Consider the following 20,623-nt stretch of genomic DNA (forward strand, 5'->3'; position numbering starts at 1 on the left):
TGATGGATCACCTCGGTGCGTTCCGGGACGTCACCCAAGTCCTGGCCCTTGGTGTAGATGACCAGCGCGTCGCGGTGTTGCCTTGCGCGAGGACGGCGGCGTCGTGCAGTTCGTCGTCCAGGAGCCCGTATTTGTGGAAGACCGTGATCCCTTCCGGAACGGCGGCGGGAATGAGCGTTTCGTAGTTGGTGTCCTGCATATAGGACAACAACTGGGCGGTGTCCCCGGCCGTCAGGAGCGTCCCGGAGTAGACCCCCGCCAGGATCGTCGCCATTTCCGCCGGTGTCAGCGTGTTGATTTCCGGGTCATAGCTCACGCCCAGCGATCCCGCGTACTCCGTCAGCTGCTCGTGGCCCACGGCATCCATGATCAGGGACCACGAGTCGTTGTCGCTCTGCTGGATCATCTCCCGGAGCTGGAAGCCGGCGGTGTAGTTCCCCAACGGGTCATCGAGGCTGGCTGCCCCGGTTTCGACCAGGTGGTAGTAGGCCGCCGCGGCCAGCACTTTGGCGGTGCTCGCGGCCACGAACTCCTCCCGGACCCCGTATTCGTGGACGTCCGCGGCGCCGGGGTCCCGGGAAACGTCGACCAGCGCCACGCCGATCTGGTACTGGCTGTTGGCATCGAGAATGGCCTTGATGCGCGCATCCAGTGCCTCGTCCACCGTTCCCGGCGCCGGTGCGGATGCCGGGGCCGCCGCATCGAGACTGGCCGACGGCGACGCGCTGGCCTCCGCCGTCGTCGCGGCAGACGGGGCGGCAGACGCAGCCGTGAGATTCGCCGCCGTCGAGCGGGCTTCGGCGGAGGAATAGATGCCGGCGGCCAGCACGACCGCCAGCACTGCGGCACCGGCCGCCAGGGTCAGGGCCCGGACCCGGCCAGGCGTCGGCTGCCGTCCCGTGGACGTGCGCCCGGATCCGAGTCGCCGCTGCCGTGGAGTTTGCTGTTCCATAATGGCTCCAAGCTAGCCACGGCAGCTATGCCCGAGCTTTGAAAAAGCTGTCAGGCCGGCGGGCACCCAGTCCGCCCCGGACGGGTGCTGCCCGGGCCCAGGCGGCGGAATACAGCCTCGGCTCACGATGTTGTCCATCACAGACCGTTGTCCACTCCCCGAAGGAACATCATGAGCGCAAACATGACCGTCAAGCTTCAGCCCGGCACCCCGGCCCCGGATTTCACCCTGCCGGACGCCGAAGGCAAGCAGGTTGCCTTGGCCGACTACCGCGGCAAGAACGTCATTGTGTACTTCTACCCGCAGGCGGCAACCCCCGGCTGCACCACCGAGGCCTGCGACTTCCGCGACAACCTCGCGTCCCTGCAGGGCTCCGGCTACGAGGTCCTGGGCATCTCCCCCGACGCCCCCGAGGCCCTGGCCCATTTCACCGGCGACTTCGCCCTGACCTTCCCGCTCCTGGCCGACGAGGACCACGCGGTGGCCCTCGCCTACGGCGCGTGGGGCGAGAAGCTGATCCATGGCGAGGTTACGGAGGGCATCGTCCGCTCCACCGTGGTGCTGGACCCGGAGGGCAAGGTGAAGCTGGCACAGTACCAGGTCAAGGCCCAGGGCCACGTGGCGTCGCTGAAGGAAGCACTGGGCGTCTAACGGCGCGCCCCCTCCGCAGCGTCGCCGCGGAAACAGTCCGGGCCCGCCCCCCTGGCTACACCTTGGTCCCCGCCGCCACGGTGGCGGTGGACCGGAGCCGGATCGCGCCGTCGTGCTCGTAGCGGCCCAGCAGCGAGAACACATCCGAGCGGATCAGGGCCCGCGAGTCCGCGTCCGCCTTGGCCAGCCCCATCGCCACGGTGGTCGCGATGTCCGTCATGAACTCCCAATAGCTCTCCGGGGATTCGTGCACCAGGTCGGTGCTGACCTGGTGCTCGGCCACCTCCGCCAGTCCGGCCTCCTTGAACATGCGGGTCATGAACCCGGTTGGTGCGCAGCGGAACAGCCCGGGAGTCCCCGTGGGCGGAATGGGCAGTTCCCGGTGCCGGGCAATCGTGCCCAGGATCAGGCTGGCCCAGGGGTTTGCCGCCGCGCGTCCCCAGACGACGGCGCCCACCCGGGCGCCCGGCCTGGCGGTGCGCGCCATCTCTGCCATGGCCGCGGACATCACCGGGAAGAACATCAAACCGAAGTGGCTATAGACGGCGTCGAACGTGTTGTCGCGGAACGGCAGGGCGGCCGAATCGCACACTTGAAAGTCCAGGTTGTTCAGGCGCCGGGCCGCTGCCTTCTCTTCGGCCACCCGAAGCATCCCTGACGAAATGTCAGTCAGGACCACCCGGCCATCCGGCACCTGCGCGGCCACGTTGAGGCCAGGCTCCCCCGTGCCTGCCCCGACGTCCAGCACCTCTGAGCCGGGGCGGAGCCGGAGCTCCTTGATGAGGGCGTCCCCGAACGGGGCCTGCCAGCCGAGCAGTTCAGCGTCCCATTTCTTCCAGCCCGACGAGAACTCATCCCAGAGCAAGCGCTGCTCCTCACGAATACGGTCGGCTGAGGCTAACATTGGCGGTTCCTTAGCTGGTCTGTACCTAGCCCTAGTCTGCTCCGGGAAGCGGTCCCCGGCAATGAGTCGAAGGGCAGTAGGCTTAACGGCATGTCTCCCCACGAAACCCCCGGCACAGCAGGCAACGACCCCCAGCGGGAACCGGCCCCGGGCAGTGTTCAGGGCAGTGCCCAGAGCGGCGTTCCGGAGCGCCGCGAGGTCACCGTCCGCCGGGCGCCGAAATATGTGCCCTTCCTGATCCTGGGTGGGCTCCTGGGCGTGGCCGTCGCGGCCGTCATCGCCTACGCCCTTCCCGGTGACGCGAGCTTCGACCGCTCCTCGGTCTTTGGCTTCTTCATGATTCTCTGCGCGGCCGGCGGCGTCATCCTGGGTGCCGCTACCGCCCTGGTCCTGGACCGGCGGAGCGTCCGCCGCGCCGAGCACGCCGTCGTCGAATCCGCACCGGACGCGGACGACGACTCCGACGACGACGGGAACCGCGCCTGAGGGCGTCAGGTCATAAACCGGCCGCCGGAAAAGTCTTAGCGCACATCGTGAGATAATCGACCAGTGGCACGCGGCGATGGAAAACTTTCTCATGATCTTCTCCCAGGCGAAAAAGGCCCTCAGGACGCATGCGGCGTCTTCGGGGTCTGGGCACCCGGTGAAGAAGTAGCAAAACTCACCTACTACGGGCTGTATGCATTGCAGCACCGCGGTCAGGAGTCGGCTGGCATAGCAACCAGCGACGGCAAGCGGATCAACGTCTACAAGGACATGGGGCTCGTTTCCCAGGTCTTCGACGAGACCACGCTGAACACCCTGACCGGGCACCTGGCCGTCGGCCACTGCCGCTATTCCACTACCGGCGCCAGCCACTGGGCCAACGCCCAGCCCACCCTGGGCGCGACCGCCACGGGCACCGTGGCTCTGGCCCACAACGGCAACCTGACCAACACGGCCGAGCTCAAGGCGATGATCGAGGACCGCAACGGCGGAAACCTCAGCGGCGAGATGAAGCAGGGCAACACCTCGGACACCGCCCTGGTGACCGCGCTCCTGGAGGGCGAAGAGGGCAAGTCCCTGGAGCAGACGGCCATGGAGCTGCTGCCCAAGATCAAGGGCGGCTTCTGCTTCGTCTTCATGGATGAGGGCACCCTCTACGCGGCCCGGGACACCTACGGGATCCGCCCGCTGTGCCTGGGCCGGCTCGAACGCGGCTGGGTGGTTGCCTCCGAGCAGTCCGCCCTCGCCACCGTCGGCGCCAGCTTCATCCGCGAAATCGAACCCGGCGAGTTCATCGCGATCGACGAGGACGGCGTCCGTTCGCAGCGCTTCGCCGAGGCGACGCCGGCCGGCTGTGTTTTCGAATACGTCTACCTCGCCCGCCCGGACGCCTCCATTGCGGGCCGCTCGGTATACGAATCCCGCGTCGAAATGGGCCGGCAGCTGGCCCGCGAAAACACCCAGGAAGCGGACATCGTCATCCCGGTGCCGGAATCCGGCACCCCCGCGGCGGTGGGCTACGCCGAAGAATCCGGCATCCCGTTCGCGCACGGCTTCGTCAAGAACTCCTACGTGGGCCGCACGTTCATCCAGCCCTCGCAGACACTGCGCCAGCTCGGCATCCGGCTCAAGCTGAACGCCCTCGAATCCGTGATCCGCGGCAAGCGTGTTGTGGTGGTGGATGACTCGATCGTCCGCGGCAACACCCAGCGCGCCATCGTGCGGATGCTCCGGGAAGCGGGCGCCGCGAGCGTCCACATCAAGATTTCCTCCCCGCCGGTCAAGTGGCCCTGCTTCTACGGCATCGACTTCGCCTCCCGGGCGGAACTGATCGCCAACGGCGCCACCATCGACGAAATCACCCAGGCCATCGGCGCCGACTCGCTCGCCTACATTTCCGAAGACGGCATGATCGACGCCACGCGGCAGCCGCGCGAGCGTCTCTGCACGGCATGCTTCACCGGCAAGTACCCGATCGAGCTGCCCGGCGCGGACAAGCTCGGCAAGAACCTGCTCGAGCGCACCGACCTCGGCGGCCTCGCGCCCGCCGCCGGCTCGGCGGCGTCCTCGGCGCCCTCCGGCGCGTCTGATTCCGCGGCGGCGCCCGACGCCGAACCCGGCACCTCCATCGCCGACGATCCGGCCGAGAAGGCCGGCGCCACCGGCTGCGATCCGGGGCCGGACTCCGAATTCGAAGAACTGCTCACCGATGCCGACCGCGTCACCACAGCCGACAAGAAAGAGCCAGTATGACTTCCGCCTCCCCGGCCGCTGACATGAACGCCGCACAGAACGCCGGCATCACCTACGCCTCCGCCGGCGTCGACGTCGAAGCGGGAGACCGCGCCGTCGAACTCATGAAGGACGCCGTCAAGGCAACCCACAACGCCTCGGTGATCGGCGGCGTCGGCGGGTTCGCGGGCCTCTATGATGTCTCCCGGCTGCTGACCTACAAGCGCCCGCTGCTGGCCACCTCCACCGACGGCGTCGGCACCAAGGTGGCAATCGCCCAGGCCATGGACATCCACGACACCATCGGCTACGACCTCGTCGGCATGGTGGTGGACGACATCGTCGTCGTGGGCGCCGAGCCGCTGTACATGACCGACTACATCGCCTGCGGCAAGGTGGTCCCGGAGCGCATCGCCGACATCGTCCGCGGCATCGCGGCCGCCTGCTCGGTCGCCGGCACCGCCCTGGTGGGCGGCGAAACCGCCGAACACCCCGGCCTGCTTGGTGAGCACGAGTACGACGTCGCCGGCGCCGCCACCGGCGTGGTCGAGGCCGACCAACTGCTCGGACCGGACCGGGTCCGCGCCGGCGACGTAGTGATCGGTATGGCCTCCTCCGGCCTGCATTCCAACGGCTACTCCCTGGTCCGCCGCGTCATCAACCACGCCGGCTGGGCCCTGGACCGCCAGGTCTCCGAGCTCGGCCGCACCCTGGGCGAGGAGCTCCTCGAGCCCACCCGCGTCTACGCCGCGGACTGCCTGGACCTCGCCCGCACCTTCCCCGTGAACGGCTCTGCGGGCGGCAAGGCCGTCCACGGCTTCAGCCACGTGACCGGCGGCGGCCTCGCCGCCAACCTCGCCCGCGTCCTCCCGCAGGGCCTGCTGGCCACCGTGGACCGCTCCACCTGGGAGCTCCCGGCCATCTTCAAGCTGGTTTCCGAACTCGGCAACGTCCCGCTGGCCGACCTCGAGCGCACCCTGAACCTTGGCGTGGGCATGGTCGCCATTGTTTCGCCGGAAGCTGCCGACGCCGCCGTGAACCGGCTCAACGACCGCGGCCTGCCGTCCTGGATCATGGGCACCGTCGAGCAGAACTCGGATGCGGTCCTCAAGACCGGCCCGGACTACGTCCAGGGCGCCAAGGGCGTCGACGGCGGCGCCGTCCGGCTGGTCAACACCTACGCCTAACCCTCATCGAGTGCTCCGTAACTGCCGTTTTGAACGCTTTGAACGGCAGTTACGGAGCACTCGATCTGTTCAAACCTCCAGCAGGCTGAAGACGCCGCCCTGCGGATCCTTAAGGGTGGCGATGGTGCCGGCTTCCTCGACCTCGTCCGGTTCGATCAGCACGACGCCGCCCGCGGCCACCGCAGCCTGCACCGCCGCTGCGACGTCGGAGACACCGAAGTAGACCTGCCATCCCGGCTCGAGGGTGTCCTGCGCGTCGCCGGGAACCCGGGCGATGCCGGCCACCTCGGTTCCGCCCACCATGAGCGTGGTGTAGGTGCCGCCGTCGTCCTGGGGGTATTCGGTCACGTCGTGCCCGAAGAGCTGTTGGAAGAAGCCGACGGCGGCCTGCGGCTCGGGGGTCAGCAGCTCAGCCCATGCCAGGGTGCCCGCCTCCTGGCTCCGGCCGGCTCCGACGTGGCTGCCGGCCTGCCACGCCCCGGTGGTTCCGCCGCCGGGCGGGGCGAAGAAGACCATCACGCCGGTGTCACCGATCTCCTCGGGGCCGAATTCAAGGTGCCCGGGGGAATGGGCCAGTTCGGCGGCCAGGTCCCGGGCGTCGTCGACCGCGAAATACACGTTCCACCGGCCCGGTTCGGCCGCGGCTTCCTGCTGGGGGTTCTGCGGCGCGAGCACGGTAACCAGGTCCTCGCCCAGGAAGGCTTTCGCGTAGCTGCGTCCGTCCGGGGTAGGCAGGTCTTCATACCGCCAGCCGAAAACCCCCGCGTAAAAGGCCTTCGCCGCCTCCACGTCGCGGGTCTGGAGGTCCGTCCAGCAGAGCTCGCCCTCGGCGAATCCTTTGCGCATAGTCATGGCAGTCCTTCCGGGCATCGGTGGCGCGTCCGGGAAAATCCGGCACGAACAACGTAGCCCGGCGCCCCGCCGGTGACAACTGCGCCGGCACATCACAGCGAAGCGCGGCCAGGCGGCCGGCTGCGGAAACGGAACGCTGCGGGCACAAGAAAGGCCGCCGGCCACACTTGTTACAGGTGTGGCCGGCGGCCCGAAAATCTTTGGCTGGCACCGCGGTGCCGGAAGGATCCCCCGGAGAGAACTGCCGGGAGGAAGCGTCGACTAACCTATGCGACGGGAATCAACCTCGTCGTCGTCGTCTTCCACATCGTCCGCGTACTTATCCACATACGCTGAATAATCCGGTTCGACCGGGTCATCCGCGAAGTGGCTCGTGGCACGACTTCCCGGGCCCGTGAGCTCGCGCTGAAGGGCCGAATAGTCAGTGTTCGGGGAGTAGTACTTGATGTCCCGAGCCTGCTTGGTAGCTTTTGCCTTTTGACGGCCGCGCCCCATGGCGTGACCCCCTTTTGTACTTGGACCGGAGGTGGTCACCTTTTGGCGATCGGTGAGGCCCCGGAATGTTTGGTCAATTTGTCGTACACCTAGATTACATGCTTTCGGCGCCAACTGCTCGCCGGCCCGCCCCCTGTGGACAGTGTGGCGCGTCCCGCAACGGTGGCCGAAGCCACCGGCGCATGCGCGGTGCCGCGCATCTTCGATAGAGTTTCGTGATGTGCGCCCAGAAAAGGGCCGCCGCGCCGGGCCTCCAGCCACGGCAAAGACGCACGGAAGTGGTGAATTTCTCAGTGACTGAAGAGAATCCAAGGAACGACGCCGGGTCCATCCCGCCGCCGCCCTCGAGGCCGCCGACGTCCGCCCTGCCCGTCATTACTGCCGATCCTGCGCGGCGCACGAATCCCTCGGCGGCACCCGCAGCGGCTAAACCAGCGCGCCCGGCGCTTGCCGAGACCACGTTCGCCGGCACCCAGAAAGCGCTCTCACGCACCAAGAAAGCTCTCTCGCGGCGGGCACGCCCCCTGGTCCGCCGGATCCGCCGGCAGGGGCCAAAGCGGCTCGGTGCGGCCGCGGCCGTCCTCGTGGTGCTTGCGCTGCTGGTCTGGTGGGCTGTGACCGCATTTGCCGGCAGCGGCCAGGCCTCCGCGGAAAACGACAGCCCGGCCCCCGCAGCTTCGTCGGCGTCCGCCCCGGCCAGCCGCGGAGCTTTGCCGCTGGAAGGCGTCAGCCCCTTGGACTTCCAGTTGCGGGACTGCTTCCAGGACTTCGACCCGGATGCGCAACAGTCCACGGTCGTGGATTGCGCCAGCGGCCACTCGGCGCAGCTGGTTGCCGTTGAAAAATACGGGTCAAATGACTCGTACCCCGGCCGGGACCAGCTCAAGCAGAAAGCACGCGATGCCTGCAAGACGGCTCCGCTCACGGCTAAGGCCGGCGACTACGACCTGAGCTACAAGCTGGCCTACCCGAGCCCGCGCAGCTGGGAGATGGGCGACCGACGGGTCGACTGCTACGCCGTGACGAACACCGGAAACGTCATCAAAGAGTCCCTGCTGCCCTAGCCTTGCCCCGGCTAAGTACACTGGCAAGGCGCACGGCTCTGGCCCACCGGCAGGGTGCTCAGCGCCACTGGCAGCCGGGACGGGACCCGGGCTGCCGGTGGCACTGAGCGCACCCGGTCCGGCGGCTACTCCTTGCGCCTGACTGAGAGCCCGCTGCCGGTGGACGCGCCGCCGTCGGGCCGGGCCGTGGCCTCGGGCCCGCCCATGGTGAGTTCCATCAGGTCCGGCGCAGTGTCCACCACAACCGTGTCACCGTCGGAGATCTCGCCAGCCAGGATGGCCCGTGCCAGCCGGTCGCCGATCTCGCGTTGCACCAGCCGGCGAAGCGGACGTGCGCCGTACGCGGGATCGAAGCCCGTGACGGCGAGCCAGGCGCGGGCGCCCTCGGTCACCTCGAGATTGAGCCGGCGGCCCTTGAGCCGCTCGCCCAGCTCCTTGACCTGGAGCTCCACGATCCGGGACAACTCCTCCACGCTCAGCGGGTCGAACAGCACCACCTCATCCAGCCGGTTCAGGAACTCCGGCTTGAAGGAGGCATGCACGGTCGCCATGACGGCATCCTTCTTGGCTGCGGCATCAAGGTTGGGGTCCACCAGGAACTGGCTGCCCAGGTTCGAGGTGAGCACCAGGATCACGTTGCGGAAGTCCACGGTGCGGCCCTGACCGTCGGTGAGGCGGCCGTCGTCGAGCACCTGCAGGAGGATGTCGAAGACCTCCGGATGGGCCTTTTCCACTTCATCGAGCAGCAGCACCGAGTACGGGCGCCGGCGGACGGCCTCGGTCAACTGGCCGCCCTCCTCATAGCCGACGTAGCCGGGGGGCGCCCCGACAAGGCGGGCCACGGAATGCTTCTCCGAGTATTCGGACATGTCGATCCGCACCATCGCGCGCTCGTCGTCGAACAGGAAGTCGGCAAGGGACTTCGCGAGCTCGGTCTTGCCGACGCCGGTGGGGCCGAGGAACAGGAAGGAGCCGGTGGGCCGGTTGGGGTCGCTGATCCCGGCGCGGGCGCGGCGCACGGCGTCGGAGACCGCGGCGACGGCTTTGGTCTGGCCGATGAGCCGCTCCCCCAGGACGTGTTCCATGTTCAGCAACTTCTGGCTTTCGCCCTGCAGCATGCGCCCCGCCGGGATGCCGGTCCAGGCCGAAATCACCTCGGCGATGTCGTCCGCGGTGACCTCGTCGGCCACCATCTGCCCGGATTTGTCGGACACGGCCGCTTCGGCCTCGGCGGCGGCTTTGAGTTCACGCTCCAGGGCCGGGATCTCGCCGTAGAGGATTCTGGACGCCGTCTCGAGGTCGCCCTCGCGCTCGGCTTTTTCCTCCGTGGACCGCAGCTCGTCGAGCTTGGCGCGCAGGTCGCCCGCCCGGTTCAGGCCGGCTTTCTCGGCCTCCCAGCGGGCGTTCAGGGCCGCGAGCTCTTCCTTCTTGTCCGCCATGTCCGCGCGCAGGGCCGCAAGCCGTTCCACGGAGGCGGGATCGGCCTCGCCGGCCAGGGCCAGTTCCTCCATGGTCAGTCGGTCCACCTGGCGGCGCAGCTGGTCGATCTCCTCCGGCGCGGAGTCGATCTCCATCCGCAACCTGGACGCGGCCTCGTCCACAAGGTCGATCGCCTTGTCCGGCAGCTGCCGGCCCGAGATGTACCGGTTGGAGAGGGTGGCGGCAGCCACGAGGGCGGAGTCGGAGATGGAGACCTTGTGGTGGGCCTCGTAGCGTTCCTTGAGGCCGCGCAGAATGCCGATGGTGTCCTCCACGCTCGGCTCGCCGACGTAGACCTGTTGGAACCGGCGTTCCAGGGCCGGGTCCTTTTCGATGTTCTCGCGGTACTCATCCAGCGTGGTCGCACCAATCAGCCGCAGCTCGCCGCGGGCCAGCATGGGCTTGAGCATGTTGCCGGCGTCCATGGAGCTGTCGCCGGTGGCGCCCGCCCCGACGACGGTGTGGAGCTCGTCGATGAACGTGACGATCTGCCCCTCGGAGCCCTTGATTTCCTCCAGGACGGCCTTGAGCCGTTCCTCGAATTCACCGCGGTACTTTGCTCCGGCCACCATCGAGGCGAGGTCCAGGGCGATCAGGGTCTTGCCGCGCAGGCTTTCGGGGACGTCGCCCGCCACGATCCGCTGGGCAAGTCCTTCGACGACGGCGGTCTTGCCGACGCCGGGTTCGCCGATGATCACGGGGTTGTTCTTGGTCCGGCGGCTCAGCACCTGGATGATGCGGCGGATCTCGGCGTCGCGGCCGATCACCGGGTCCAGCTTGCCCGAGCGGGCGACCGCGGTGAGGTCCGTGCCGTATTTCTCCAACGCCTGGAAGGTGTTTTCGGGGTCGGCGTTGTCCACCTTGCGGTCGCCGCGAACGCCCGGCAGGGCGGCGAGCAGCGCCTCGTGCGAAGCGCCGGAGTCGCGCATCAGCTTGCCGACGGCGTCGCTTCCGGACGCGAGCCCCAGCAGCAGGTGCTCGGTGGAGACGAAGGAATCGCCAAGCCGCTCGGCCTCGTTCTGGGCGTTCTTGATGGCCTGCAGGGCGGTGCGGGACAGCTGCGGCTGCTGCACGGAGCTGCCGGAAGTGGACGGAAGGGCCTTAATGGCACTGCTGGCCTGGACGCTGACGGAATCCGGGTCCGTCCCGGTGGCGCGGAGGAGCGCGACGGCGACACCCTCGCGCTGGTCCATGAGCGCCTTGAGCAGGTGAGCGGGCTCGAGCTGCGGATTGCCCGCGGTCGAGGCGTTCATGGCAGCCGCTGCGAGGGCCTCCTGGCTCTTGGTGGTGAATTTGGCGTCCAACGAGGGCTCCTTCCGGAATGGTCTTGCTGTCAAAGTTGAGTCTACATCGCTCAACTTTAATATGGGGGAGGCTGGCTCCATGTTTGCCGACAGCGAAACGCCTGTCTAGAGGCCGACCGCCCGCGGCCCCTGGGAGCCGCCCCCGTACGTCCGTCACGCAACCCGGCCGCGGACCTCCGCCGCACCCCGCCGCGGGACATGCCCTCCCCCCGCGCCCGAAGAGTGGACATAATGCCACTATGCCCAGCGCCCGGGACCAAGACTGGACATGTCCCCTCGGCCCGGACTCGAACAATGAGCATGCCCCCTCGGTTCAAGGCCAACAATGAGCATGCCCCTTCGGTTCGAGGCCAACAATGAGCATGTCCGGCGGACGTCAGCCCGCACGGCCCGCGTGAATGACTTAACGTTGCTTAACGATCGGCGGGCTCCTTACTGTAACTGGGGTCACATCAAAACGAACCGACGCGAAGGAGGGCCGGACATGCACGAACACGCCACAAGCGCCACCGTGGACGGCCCCGTGCCGCCGGTTTCGGCCGCCGCCGTGGCCCGTGCCGCAGGGGTCTCCTCGGCTGCGGTCTCCTACGTCCTCAACGGCAAGGGCGGCGTCTCGCCGGAGACCCGGCGCCACATCATCCACGTGGCGAACGAGCTCGGCTTCAGGCCTCGTAAGCCGTCGCAGTCAACCGACCCGCAGCGGACCCGGGTCATCGGGCTGATCCTGCCGAACATCATCAATCCGATGTTTCCACGCTGGGCGCAGGGGGTCATTACGGCCGCGGCGGAGTCCGGCTACGAGGTGTTCGTCGCCACCACCCAGGACGATCCGGAGGTGCTGGCCCAGGTCACCTCGACGCTCGCGCACCGCAACGTCGATGGCATCATCCTGGCCGCCTCACTCCGGGACGACGCCACCGCGCTCCGCACCCTGAGGGCGGCCCGGATCCCCTACGTGTGCCTGTCCCGCCGGGCAGACTTCCTCGATTCGGATTTCGTCGGGATCGACGACGACGCCGCAGCCACCACGCTGATGCAGCACATGCTCAGCCACGGCTTCACCGAAATCGCCACCGTGATCGGACCCCGGTTCTCAACGGCCTCCCTGGCCCGCGAACAGGCGTTTGTCCGCACCGCCGCCGCTGCGGGCATCACGATCAGCGGCGACCGGAAGATCAGCACCAGGGTCAACAACGAGGGCGGCCGGCTGGCGGCGGAGCGGCTCTTCTCCGCCGGAACGCCGCCGCAGGCCGTGGTGTGCGGCAGCGACGAGCTTGCCATCGGCGTCATGGAATACGCCTTGTCGCGCGGCCTGCGCATCCCGGACGACGTTGCCGTCGCCGGCTGTGACGGGCTGCCGCACAGCCGCTCCGGGCTGATCAACCTGACCAGCATTGTCCAACCGCAGCAGGAAATGGCCAACGAGGCGTTCGCCATGCTGCTCAAACGCATCGATTCCCCGTCCGCCACCTACACCTCGAAAGTGTGCCGGCACCGCCTGCATGTCGGGCGGACGTGCGGCTGCACGCCCCCGGACAGCTGAGGCCAGGCGCCGCACGCACGCCGGCCCGTCCGCGGCCGGCCCTACACGTTCCCGAGACCCTGACGAGCCATGCGCCGCGCGCACCGCCGCGCCCGCGTACCTCCCGTTTGCCCTTTTCCGCATGCCCGACCTGACCACCTATCCCGCCAACGAGCCAAGGACCCCGCCCCATGTCAGTTGTATCCGCAACAAAGAAGATGCGCACACCGCAGGAAATCAACGGCGTGATCTTACGCCGCGTCATGCCGCTGCTGATCGGCGCCTACATCATGGCCTTCCTGGACCGCACCAACATCGGTATGGCCAAGGACCGGCTGGAGATCGACCTCGGCATCTCGGCAACCGCGTACGGCATCGGCGCCGGGCTGTTCTTCCTGACCTACGCCCTGTCCGAAATTCCGTCCAACCTGATCATGCACAAGGTCGGCGCCCGGTTCTGGATCATGCGGATCATGATCACGTGGGGCATCATCTCCGCCGGCATGGCCTTCGTCCAGGGCGAATGGTCCTTCTACATCATGCGGATGCTGCTCGGCGTGGCCGAGGCCGGACTCTTCCCGGGCGTCATGTACTTCCTGACGCAGTGGTTCATGGTCAAGGACCGCGCCAAGGCCAACGGAATGTTCCTGCTCGGCGTCTCCATCGCCAACATTGTCGGAGCCCCGCTGGGCGGGCTGCTGCTGACCCTTGACGGGCTCGGCGGCCTGCACGGCTGGCAGTGGATGTTCCTCGTCGAAGGGCTCCCGGCCTGCGTCCTCGCCTACGTCGTCTGGAAGAAGCTCCCGGACCGCCCCAGCATGGCGACGTTCCTCACCGCCGAGGAAGCCGCCGATCTCGAGGCCCGCATCGCCGCCGAGGAGACCGCCGGCGCCGAGGCCTCCGGCAACCACCGACTCCGGGATGTCCTGAAGGACAAGCAGATCCTCCTCGTCGTCGGCGTCTACTTCACCCACCAGATCGCCGTCTACGCCCTGTCCTACTTCCTGCCCTCCATCATCGGCACCTACGGCAAGCTCAGCCCGCTCCAGATCGGCCTGCTGACGGCCATCCCCTGGATCTTCTCGGCCGCCGGCGCCCTGCTGGTCCCCCGCTTCGCCACCGACGGCCGCCGCTCCCGGATGCTGGTCACCGGCACCATGACCGGCATCGTCGCCGGCTTCGCCCTCGGCGCCGTCGGCGGGCCGCTGCTGGGCATGATCGGCTTCTGCCTCGCCGCCTTCAATTTCTTCGCCCTGCAGCCGATCCTCTTCACCTACCCGGCCACCCGCCTCAGCGGCGCCGCCCTCGCCGGCGGCATCGCCTTCGTCAACACCATCGGCCTCTGCGGCGGCTTCCTGGGCCCCTACGTCATGGGCTTCATGCAGGACGCCACCGGCTCCAAGCTCTCCGGGCTGTGGTTCATCGTGGGCATGTGCGTCATCGGCGCGCTGCTGTCCCTGCTGCTCAAGCGCGGCGCGGAGAAGCCCGCGCTTGTCCCGGCCGCCCACTGACCCACTGCTCCCACCGCCCGTTCCGGATGTGCCCCGCCGCGCGTTCGGAACGGGTCCGCACGCCATCTCACTGCAAGGACCACTCATGGATTTCACCGCCAAGCGCGTTCTCGTCACCGCCGGAGCCAACGGCATCGGCCTGGCCATCGCCAGCAAGTTCCGGGAACTCGGCGCCACCGTCTTCGTCACCGACATTGACCCCGACGCCGTCGAGAAGGCCCGCGTCAACGGGCTCCTCGCCGCGGTCAGCGACGTCTCGGAGGAGGGCCAGGTCCGCGAACTCATGGACACCATCCGGGACGAAATGGGCGGCCTCGACGTCCTCGTCAACAACGCCGGGATCGCCGGGCCCACTGGGCCCCTGGAATCCCTCGACGCCGGGGCGTGGAAGGCAACCTTCGACGTCAACATCCATGGCCAGTTTTTCTGCATCAAGCATGCCCTGCCCCTGCTGCGCGCGGGCAGCGGCGCCTCTATCGTGAACCTGTCCTCGGCCGCCGGTCGGCTGGGCATGGCGGGCCGCAGCGCCTATTCGGCGTCGAAATGGGCCGTCGTCGGGCTGACCAAGACCCTCGCGATCGAACTCGGCCCGGACGGCATCCGCGTCAACGCCATCTGCCCCGGCGCCGTCAACGGCCCCCGCATCGACTCCGTCATCGCCGCCAAGGCCCGGATGCTGGCGCTGCCGGCGGACGAGGTGTCCGCGCTGTATAACAACCAGTCCTCGCTGGGCCGCCTGATCGAGGCCGAGGACATCGCCAACATGGCCGTCTTCGTGGCCAGCGACATGGCCCGCAACGTCAACGGCCAGGCTCTCGCCGTGGACGGCAACACCGAAAAACTCTACTGACCTGAACTGAACTGCCTGGGGATCCGGTCCGTCCCAAGCGGCCGCCCCTCCCCGCACCCACCCTGCCCCACCAAGGAGACATTCCCATGGCTGCTGCCCGCAAGGTCATCATCACCAGCGCCGTCACCGGCGCCATCCACACCCCGTCCATGTCCCCGCACCTGCCTGTCTCTCCCGACGAGATCGCCGACGCCGCGATCGGCGCCGCCGAGGCAGGCGCCGCGATCGTGCACATGCACGCCCGCGACCCCAAGGACGGCCGCCCCTCCCAGGACCCGGAGCACTTCGCCCCGATCCTGGACAAACTCAAGCGCAACACCGACGCCGTCATCAACATCACCACGGGCGGCTCGCCGCACATGAGCGTCGAGGAGCGGATGCAGCCGGCGGCGCTGTTCAAACCGGAGCTTGCCTCACTCAACATGGGCTCGATGAACTTCGGGCTGTACCCGATGCTGGACCGCTTCACCGAGTTCGGCCACGAGTGGGAGCGCGAAGGGCTCGAAAAGAGCCGCGACCTCGTCTTCAAAAACACCTTCCAGGACATCGAGACCATCTTAGGGCTCGGCAACCAGAACGGCACCCGCTTCGAGTTCGAGTGCTACGACATCTCGCACCTGAACAACCTCGCGCACTTCCATGGCCGGGGCCTGGCCCGGGGTCCGCTGTTCGTGCAGTCGGTGTTCGGCCTGCTCGGCGGCATCGGCGCGCACCCCGAGGACCTCATGCACATGCGCCGCACGGCGGATCGGCTGCTCGGCGAGCACTACGAGTGGTCCATCCTGGGCGCGGGCAAAAACCAGATGCCGCTCGCCACGATCGGCGCCGCCATGGGCTCCCACGTCCGGGTGGGCCTGGAGGATTCCCTGTGGATCGGTCCCGGCCAGCTCGCCGCGTCCAATGCCGAACAGGTCACCCGGATCCGCACCATCCTGGAAGCCCTCAACTTTGAGGTCGCCACCCCCGACGAGGCGCGGCAGATGCTGCAGCTCAAGGGCCGGGAAAACGTGGGGTTCTGAGCCGATGAGCATCCTGGTGGCCCCGGACAGTTTCAAGGGCACCTTCACGGCTGCCGAGGTGGCCGGGCACATCGCGGCCGGCATCCGGTCCGCCGGCGGGTCGGCCAACGAGCTGCCCGTGGCCGACGGCGGCGAGGGCACCTTCGAGGCCCTGGCCCGCGGGCTGGACGCCCGGCCCGTCCGGGTCACCACGATCGGGCCGTGGGGCGAACCCGTCGACGCGGCGATCGGGCTGACCGCCGACGATACCGCCGTCGTCGAACTGGCCGCCGCGAGCGGCCTGAACCTGCCCTCCGCCGGCGAACGGGACCCCTTCGCGGCCAGCACCTACGGCACCGGCGTCCTGATTGCGGAGGCCGCCCGGCACGGCGCACGCCGCATCGTGGTGGCGGCAGGGGGCTCGGCCACTACCGACGGCGGGGCCGGCGCCATCGCCGCGATCGAGGAACACGGCGGGCTCCGCGGCGCCGAGCTGGTGATCCTGAGCGATGTCACGACGCGTTTTTCCGAGGCCGCACGTGTGTTCGGGCCGCAGAAGGGTGCCGGGCCGGCCGCCGTCGAGCTGCTGACGCGCAGACTTGAGCTGCTCGCGGAATCGCTTGTCCGGGACTTCGGCCGGGATCCCCGCCTGGTGGACCGGACCGGGGCGGCCGGCGGCTTCTCCGGCGGAATGTGGGCCTGCTACGGCGCCCGCCTGGTGTCAGGGGCGGACTACGTCCTGGATTTGCTGGGCTTCGACGCGCAACTGGCCGCCAGCAGCGCGGTGGTGGTCGGCGAGGGCCGGCTGGATTCCCAGACCGGCCAGGGGAAGATCATCGGTGCCATCCTGGCCCGCGCCGGCACCAAACCGGTGTACGCGGTGGTGGGATCGGTGGATCCGGACCTCGGCGACTACGCAGACAGCTTCGCCCGCATCATCGTGGCCGGGGATCCGGCAGCCATGCACGCGGCGGGGGCCGAACTGGCCCGGGCGGCTTCGGCGACTTGCCCTGCTGCTCCCGCGGGACATGTCCCTCGCTGCCACGACCTGACCATGGGACATGCCCTCCTTTGGCCCGCACGGTTGGCTAAGAACTGGACATGTCCCCCGCTGCCACGTGTGACCACCGGACATGCCCTCCCCCGGACCGCACCAGTGGACATACTCCCCTTGTGCCCATCCACAGACCTGAAGACCGGACATGTCCCTCGCTGCCGGACGCGACCATGGGACATGCCCGGGCCCGCACGGTTGGCTCAGGACTGGACATGTCCCCCGGTGGGAACTGGTGCAGGTCACCTCCGTGAAACCCGGCTTGGCGGGGCTCGGCGGGGCGAACCAGGGCCCGGCTCGTAAGGTCCGGCGCGTATGCACCCGGCCCGTAAGGAGCGGCCCGAAAGGCTTGGTTCGGAAGGAGTGGTCCGGCGGCCGGGTCCCCCAAGGAGCCGGCCACCGAACCAAACACTCCCACCCCCAAAGCTTGTCACAGGTTTGACAAGATTGTCACACGCCGCTCCGGGCCGTGCCGAAGCCCATCGGTATTGTGGAATCCATGAATGAGACGACGGCACCGCAGAATCCCGAGCACCGGAGTATCTTCCTTGACAAAGCGCACCCCGCTGCCTGGCGCGCACTCAACGGTCTGGGCCTGAAAGCAAAGGAAGCCGCCACCGAGGCCGGGCTGGACGACACGCTGATCGAGCTGCTCAACGTCCGCATTTCGCAGATCAACGGCTGCGCCTATTGCCTGGACATGCACGTCTGCGATGCCGTCAAGAACGGCGAGTCGGCCCAGCGCCTTGCCGTCCTCCCCGCGTGGCGCGACACTACGCTGTTCTCCGAAAAGGAACGCGCAGCCCTGATGCTGGCCGAGGCCATCACCACTATCTCTGACGCCCAGACCCGCGACCGCGAAGGCGCACAGGCCAGGCGACACCTGACGGCCGAAGAATTTTCCGCCGTCAGCTGGCTGGCGATCACGATGAACGCGTTCAACCGGGTTTCCATCGTCAGCCAGCACCCGGTCCGCGCCGCCCGCGGCTAACCCGCCCCGGTCCGCGCCGCCCGCGGCTAGCCAGCCGAAAACGCGCCCCGCGGCTAACCCGGGCCCGGTCCGCACAGCTGCCCGCACCAGGATCCCCCGGTCGGCGGACGGCTGACCGCGACGCCACGGGCATCAATAGTGTGTGGCTGGCAAGCAACGAACCGTAGCCACAACTGGCGCGCAGTCGTAAGCTCGAAAAGTGGGGCGGAGCCGCGGTCACCGAGGGAGCACTGCCATGAAGTGGGTCAGGCCGGGTCACCCGGAATACGACGAAACACGACGACTCTTCAACGCGATGATCGACCGCCATCCGGCCGTCATTGCCCCGTGCGCCGATCCGGAAGGGGTCGCCGAGGCGTTGGCGTATGCGCGGACACATGGCCTCGAAGTCGCCGTCCGGGCCGGCGGCCATTCCGTGGCCGGCATGTCCATGAACGACGGCGGCCTTGTGATCGATGTTCGTCCGATGAAGTCCGTCCGGGTGGACCCGGAGGCCCGCACTGCCACGGTGGGCGCTGGCCTCACCTGCGGCGAGTTTGACCGCGCCACCCAGGAATACGGCCTCGCCATCACGGGCGGGCGGGTCTCCACGACGGGTCTCGCCGGTTTCACGCTCGGGGGCGGGTCCGGCTGGCTTGAGCGCGCCTTCGGCTTCGCCTGCGACGACCTCGTCTCCGTGGATCTGGTCACGGCCACCGGCGAGCAGGTGACGGCCAGCGCCCAGGAGAATCCCGAACTCTTCTGGGCCCTGCATGGGGGCGGCGGGAACTTCGGCGTCACCACCTCGTTTACGTTCGGCCTGCACCAGCTGGGGCCAAAGGTGCATGCCGGGGTGCTGATGTGGCCGGGGGACGCAGCCCCGGAACTCAGCCGCGGATACCGGGACCTGGCCGTCGCGGCTCCCAACGAAGAGTCCGCCACCCTCATCTACGGGATTGCACCGGCGGAACCCTTCGTGCCCGCGGACATGGTGGGCAAGATGGCGGTGTACGTCGTGTATGTCTTCGCCGGGGATGCCGAGGAAGGCAAAGAACATGCCAAGGCATACCGGGAACTGGGCCCTGTTGTGGACCTGGTGGAAGATACCGGCTACGCAGACTTCCAGTGTTCCCTGGACGACCCGCCGGGTAAGTACAACTACTGGAGCGCCGACTATCACGACGAACTCTCCGACGACGCCCTGGACGTCATCATCGACTCGGCCCGGAATCTTCCGGGACCAAGCTCCCAGCAACTGATCGCCCATTGGGGCGGGGCGGTGAGCGGGCCGGCCGCCGCGGCGACCCCGCTGCTGAACCGGACCGCCAGCTGGGTGAGCCACCCGTTCGGCCTGGGCGACACGCCGCAGGGCGGGCAGGACGCAAAGGCGTGGGTCAAACGCTTCCGCCAGGACATCTCCCCCTACGCGACCGGAGGCGTCTGGCTGAACTTCATCGGCGACGAAGGCCAAGCCCGGATCCGCGCGGCCTACGGCGACGAAAACTACAACCGGCTGGCACAGGTGAAACGCGAGTTTGATCCCGGGAACGTTTTCCGCGGCAACCAGAACATCCGCCCCGCCTTCGCGGTATGACCCGACGGCGGCGGACTCCTGACGCGGTGTGACCCCGGCGGCGGACTCCCGACGGCGGCGCGCGCCGGGCGCCCGCGCCCGCGCCGGCGCCAGCAGTCTGGGCCGCACGCCCACGGTCGGGGCTAGACTGCCACCATGGCCGTCTACGTCGATCCGCCGCTCTGGCCTGCCCACGGAACCCGCTTTTCCCACCTCGTCTCGGACACGTCGCTCGCGGAACTGCACGCCTTCGCCGCGGCCGCCGGCATCCCCGAGCGAGCGTTCGACGGCGACCACTACGACGTCGCCGAGGCCCGGTACGAGGCCTTGGTGGCGGCCGGCGCCATCCCTGTGGAGGGCCGGGTCCTCGTCCGAAAATTGATCGCCAGCGGGTTGCGGATCCCGGCCCGCCGCCGCGGCAAGGCCCTCCGGGTCCCGCTCCTGAACCGCTGGAACGAGGCGTTGCCGGGCCACGACGCCCTCTTCCTGGACCTGCTGGACCGCTGGGGCGAGCAACACCGGAAATACCACGGCCGCACCCATCTGCTGGCGGTGCTGGAGGCCCTGGACCTGCTGTGCGATCCGGCCGATCCGCCCCGCACCGTGCTGCTGGCCGCCTGGTTCCACGACGCCGTCTACCGCGGCGTGGCAGGCCAGGACGAGGAAGAGTCGGCGCGGCTGGCCGAGGACCGGCTCCGGAATGCCGGCCTCCCGGCCGCCGAGGTGGACGAAGTGGTGCGCCTGGTGCTGCTGACCGCGGACCACTGTCCGGAGCCCGGAGACGACGACGGCGCCCTGCTCAGCGACGCCGACCTCTCCGTCCTCGGCGGGGAACCCGATGCCTACGCCCGCTACCTCGCCGCCGTCAGGGAAGATTTCGCCCACATCGGCGACGCCGACTTCGCCGCCGGCCGCGCCGCCGTCGTCCGCCAGCTGCTGCAGCTTGATCCGCTCTTCCACACCGGCCGTGGCCGGACACTGTGGCTGGACGCCGCCCGCCGGAACCTGCAGGGCGAACTCGCGTGAGCGGTGTCCCGGCC

18 protein-coding genes are annotated in these 20,623 nt (G+C 68.4%); 13 read left to right on the top strand and 5 right to left on the bottom strand.

What is annotated here, in order from left to right:
- Nucleotides 1-7: 7 nt before the first annotated feature.
- Nucleotides 8-952 carry a serine hydrolase gene (locus AC1DXI_RS11370; protein WP_476938704.1) on the bottom strand — a complete coding sequence of 315 codons (945 nt, stop codon included), beginning with the start codon at nt 950-952 and terminating at the stop codon, nt 8-10.
- A gap of 171 nt (nt 953-1,123) precedes the next feature.
- Here AC1DXI_RS11370 and bcp point away from each other — a divergent pair, with 171 nt between their 5' ends.
- Nucleotides 1,124-1,603, top strand: coding sequence for a thioredoxin-dependent thiol peroxidase (bcp, locus tag AC1DXI_RS11375; protein WP_476938705.1), 480 nt, complete (start codon nt 1,124-1,126; stop codon nt 1,601-1,603).
- A gap of 55 nt (nt 1,604-1,658) precedes the next feature.
- On the opposite strand, the gene AC1DXI_RS11380 is transcribed toward bcp, so the two are convergent.
- On the bottom strand, nt 1,659-2,507 hold the full coding sequence (locus AC1DXI_RS11380) for a class I SAM-dependent methyltransferase (RefSeq protein WP_476938706.1): 849 nt from the start codon (nt 2,505-2,507) through the stop codon (nt 1,659-1,661).
- Between the two features lie 90 nt (nt 2,508-2,597).
- On the opposite strand from AC1DXI_RS11380, the gene AC1DXI_RS11385 reads away from it, so the two are divergent.
- From AC1DXI_RS11385 to purM, 3 genes are all read left to right on the top strand, one after another.
- Nucleotides 2,598-2,993, top strand: coding sequence for a hypothetical protein (locus AC1DXI_RS11385; protein WP_476938707.1), 396 nt, complete (start codon nt 2,598-2,600; stop codon nt 2,991-2,993).
- 63 nt (nt 2,994-3,056) lie between these two features.
- A complete protein-coding gene (purF, locus tag AC1DXI_RS11390) occupies nt 3,057-4,745 on the top strand; it encodes an amidophosphoribosyltransferase (protein ID WP_476938708.1) in 1,689 nt (562 codons plus the stop codon).
- Nucleotides 4,742-5,911, top strand: coding sequence for a phosphoribosylformylglycinamidine cyclo-ligase (gene purM / locus AC1DXI_RS11395; protein ID WP_476938709.1), 1,170 nt, complete (start codon nt 4,742-4,744; stop codon nt 5,909-5,911). Before purF ends, purM begins: the two co-directional genes overlap by 4 nt.
- A gap of 69 nt (nt 5,912-5,980) precedes the next feature.
- On the opposite strand, the gene AC1DXI_RS11400 is transcribed toward purM, so the two are convergent.
- Nucleotides 5,981-6,763 carry a VOC family protein gene (locus AC1DXI_RS11400; protein ID WP_476938710.1) on the bottom strand — a complete coding sequence of 261 codons (783 nt, stop codon included), beginning with the start codon at nt 6,761-6,763 and terminating at the stop codon, nt 5,981-5,983.
- A gap of 261 nt (nt 6,764-7,024) precedes the next feature.
- The gene (locus AC1DXI_RS11405; protein WP_018774150.1) at nt 7,025-7,258 is read right to left on the bottom strand and encodes a DUF3073 domain-containing protein; all 234 of its coding nucleotides are present in this window, start codon (nt 7,256-7,258) and stop codon (nt 7,025-7,027) included.
- Between the two features lie 293 nt (nt 7,259-7,551).
- On the opposite strand from AC1DXI_RS11405, the gene AC1DXI_RS11410 reads away from it, so the two are divergent.
- Nucleotides 7,552-8,322, top strand: a complete 771-nt coding sequence (locus AC1DXI_RS11410; protein WP_476938711.1) for a septum formation family protein — start codon at nt 7,552-7,554, stop codon at nt 8,320-8,322.
- Nucleotides 8,323-8,447: 125 nt separating this feature from the next.
- On the opposite strand, the gene clpB is transcribed toward AC1DXI_RS11410, so the two are convergent.
- On the bottom strand, nt 8,448-11,105 hold the full coding sequence (clpB, locus tag AC1DXI_RS11415) for an ATP-dependent chaperone ClpB (RefSeq protein ID WP_476938712.1): 2,658 nt from the start codon (nt 11,103-11,105) through the stop codon (nt 8,448-8,450).
- Between the two features lie 484 nt (nt 11,106-11,589).
- Between clpB and AC1DXI_RS11420 the strand changes: the two genes are divergently transcribed.
- The 8 genes from AC1DXI_RS11420 to AC1DXI_RS11455 all read left to right on the top strand — a co-directional run bounded on the left by AC1DXI_RS11420 (nt 11,590) and on the right by AC1DXI_RS11455 (nt 20,609).
- Nucleotides 11,590-12,648 carry a LacI family DNA-binding transcriptional regulator gene (locus tag AC1DXI_RS11420; RefSeq protein ID WP_370124691.1) on the top strand — a complete coding sequence of 353 codons (1,059 nt, stop codon included), beginning with the start codon at nt 11,590-11,592 and terminating at the stop codon, nt 12,646-12,648.
- Nucleotides 12,649-12,818: 170 nt separating this feature from the next.
- The gene (locus AC1DXI_RS11425; RefSeq protein WP_476938713.1) at nt 12,819-14,138 is read left to right on the top strand and encodes an MFS transporter; all 1,320 of its coding nucleotides are present in this window, start codon (nt 12,819-12,821) and stop codon (nt 14,136-14,138) included.
- An 85-nt stretch (nt 14,139-14,223) separates the two neighbouring features.
- Nucleotides 14,224-14,988: an SDR family oxidoreductase gene (locus AC1DXI_RS11430; protein WP_476938714.1), complete on the top strand. Its 765-nt coding sequence runs from the start codon at nt 14,224-14,226 to the stop codon at nt 14,986-14,988.
- An 86-nt stretch (nt 14,989-15,074) separates the two neighbouring features.
- Nucleotides 15,075-16,007, top strand: a complete 933-nt coding sequence (kce, locus tag AC1DXI_RS11435) for a 3,5-dioxohexanoate:acetyl-CoA acetone transferase (RefSeq protein WP_476938715.1) — start codon at nt 15,075-15,077, stop codon at nt 16,005-16,007.
- Between the two features lie 4 nt (nt 16,008-16,011).
- Entirely contained in the window at nt 16,012-17,343 is a 1,332-nt protein-coding gene (locus tag AC1DXI_RS11440) for a glycerate kinase (protein ID WP_476938716.1), read from the top strand.
- A gap of 196 nt (nt 17,344-17,539) precedes the next feature.
- Nucleotides 17,540-18,031: a carboxymuconolactone decarboxylase family protein gene (locus AC1DXI_RS11445; protein WP_476938717.1), complete on the top strand. Its 492-nt coding sequence runs from the start codon at nt 17,540-17,542 to the stop codon at nt 18,029-18,031.
- A 235-nt stretch (nt 18,032-18,266) separates the two neighbouring features.
- Nucleotides 18,267-19,604: an FAD-binding oxidoreductase gene (locus tag AC1DXI_RS11450; RefSeq protein WP_476938718.1), complete on the top strand. Its 1,338-nt coding sequence runs from the start codon at nt 18,267-18,269 to the stop codon at nt 19,602-19,604.
- 135 nt (nt 19,605-19,739) lie between these two features.
- Nucleotides 19,740-20,609, top strand: coding sequence for a DUF4031 domain-containing protein (locus AC1DXI_RS11455; RefSeq protein WP_476938719.1), 870 nt, complete (start codon nt 19,740-19,742; stop codon nt 20,607-20,609).
- The last annotated feature ends 14 nt before the right edge of the window (nt 20,610-20,623 follow it).

Source organism: Arthrobacter sp. P1_H7 (assembly GCF_056405215.1).

Excerpts from the sequence above, each read along its gene's own strand:
- AC1DXI_RS11370 (WP_476938704.1), bottom strand. The coding sequence starts at position 952 with ATGGAACAGCAAACTCCACGGCAGCGGCGACTCGGATCCGGGCGCACG.
- bcp (WP_476938705.1), top strand. The coding sequence starts at position 1,124 with ATGAGCGCAAACATGACCGTCAAGCTTCAGCCCGGCACCCCGGCCCCG.
- AC1DXI_RS11380 (WP_476938706.1), bottom strand. The coding sequence starts at position 2,507 with ATGTTAGCCTCAGCCGACCGTATTCGTGAGGAGCAGCGCTTGCTCTGG.
- AC1DXI_RS11385 (WP_476938707.1), top strand. The coding sequence starts at position 2,598 with ATGTCTCCCCACGAAACCCCCGGCACAGCAGGCAACGACCCCCAGCGG.
- purM (WP_476938709.1), top strand. The coding sequence starts at position 4,742 with ATGACTTCCGCCTCCCCGGCCGCTGACATGAACGCCGCACAGAACGCC.
- AC1DXI_RS11400 (WP_476938710.1), bottom strand. The coding sequence starts at position 6,763 with ATGACTATGCGCAAAGGATTCGCCGAGGGCGAGCTCTGCTGGACGGAC.
- AC1DXI_RS11405 (WP_018774150.1), bottom strand. The coding sequence starts at position 7,258 with ATGGGGCGCGGCCGTCAAAAGGCAAAAGCTACCAAGCAGGCTCGGGAC.
- AC1DXI_RS11420 (WP_370124691.1), top strand. The coding sequence starts at position 11,590 with ATGCACGAACACGCCACAAGCGCCACCGTGGACGGCCCCGTGCCGCCG.
- AC1DXI_RS11425 (WP_476938713.1), top strand. The coding sequence starts at position 12,819 with ATGTCAGTTGTATCCGCAACAAAGAAGATGCGCACACCGCAGGAAATC.
- AC1DXI_RS11430 (WP_476938714.1), top strand. The coding sequence starts at position 14,224 with ATGGATTTCACCGCCAAGCGCGTTCTCGTCACCGCCGGAGCCAACGGC.
- kce (WP_476938715.1), top strand. The coding sequence starts at position 15,075 with ATGGCTGCTGCCCGCAAGGTCATCATCACCAGCGCCGTCACCGGCGCC.
- AC1DXI_RS11440 (WP_476938716.1), top strand. The coding sequence starts at position 16,012 with ATGAGCATCCTGGTGGCCCCGGACAGTTTCAAGGGCACCTTCACGGCT.
- AC1DXI_RS11445 (WP_476938717.1), top strand. The coding sequence starts at position 17,540 with ATGAATGAGACGACGGCACCGCAGAATCCCGAGCACCGGAGTATCTTC.
- AC1DXI_RS11450 (WP_476938718.1), top strand. The coding sequence starts at position 18,267 with ATGAAGTGGGTCAGGCCGGGTCACCCGGAATACGACGAAACACGACGA.
- AC1DXI_RS11455 (WP_476938719.1), top strand. The coding sequence starts at position 19,740 with ATGGCCGTCTACGTCGATCCGCCGCTCTGGCCTGCCCACGGAACCCGC.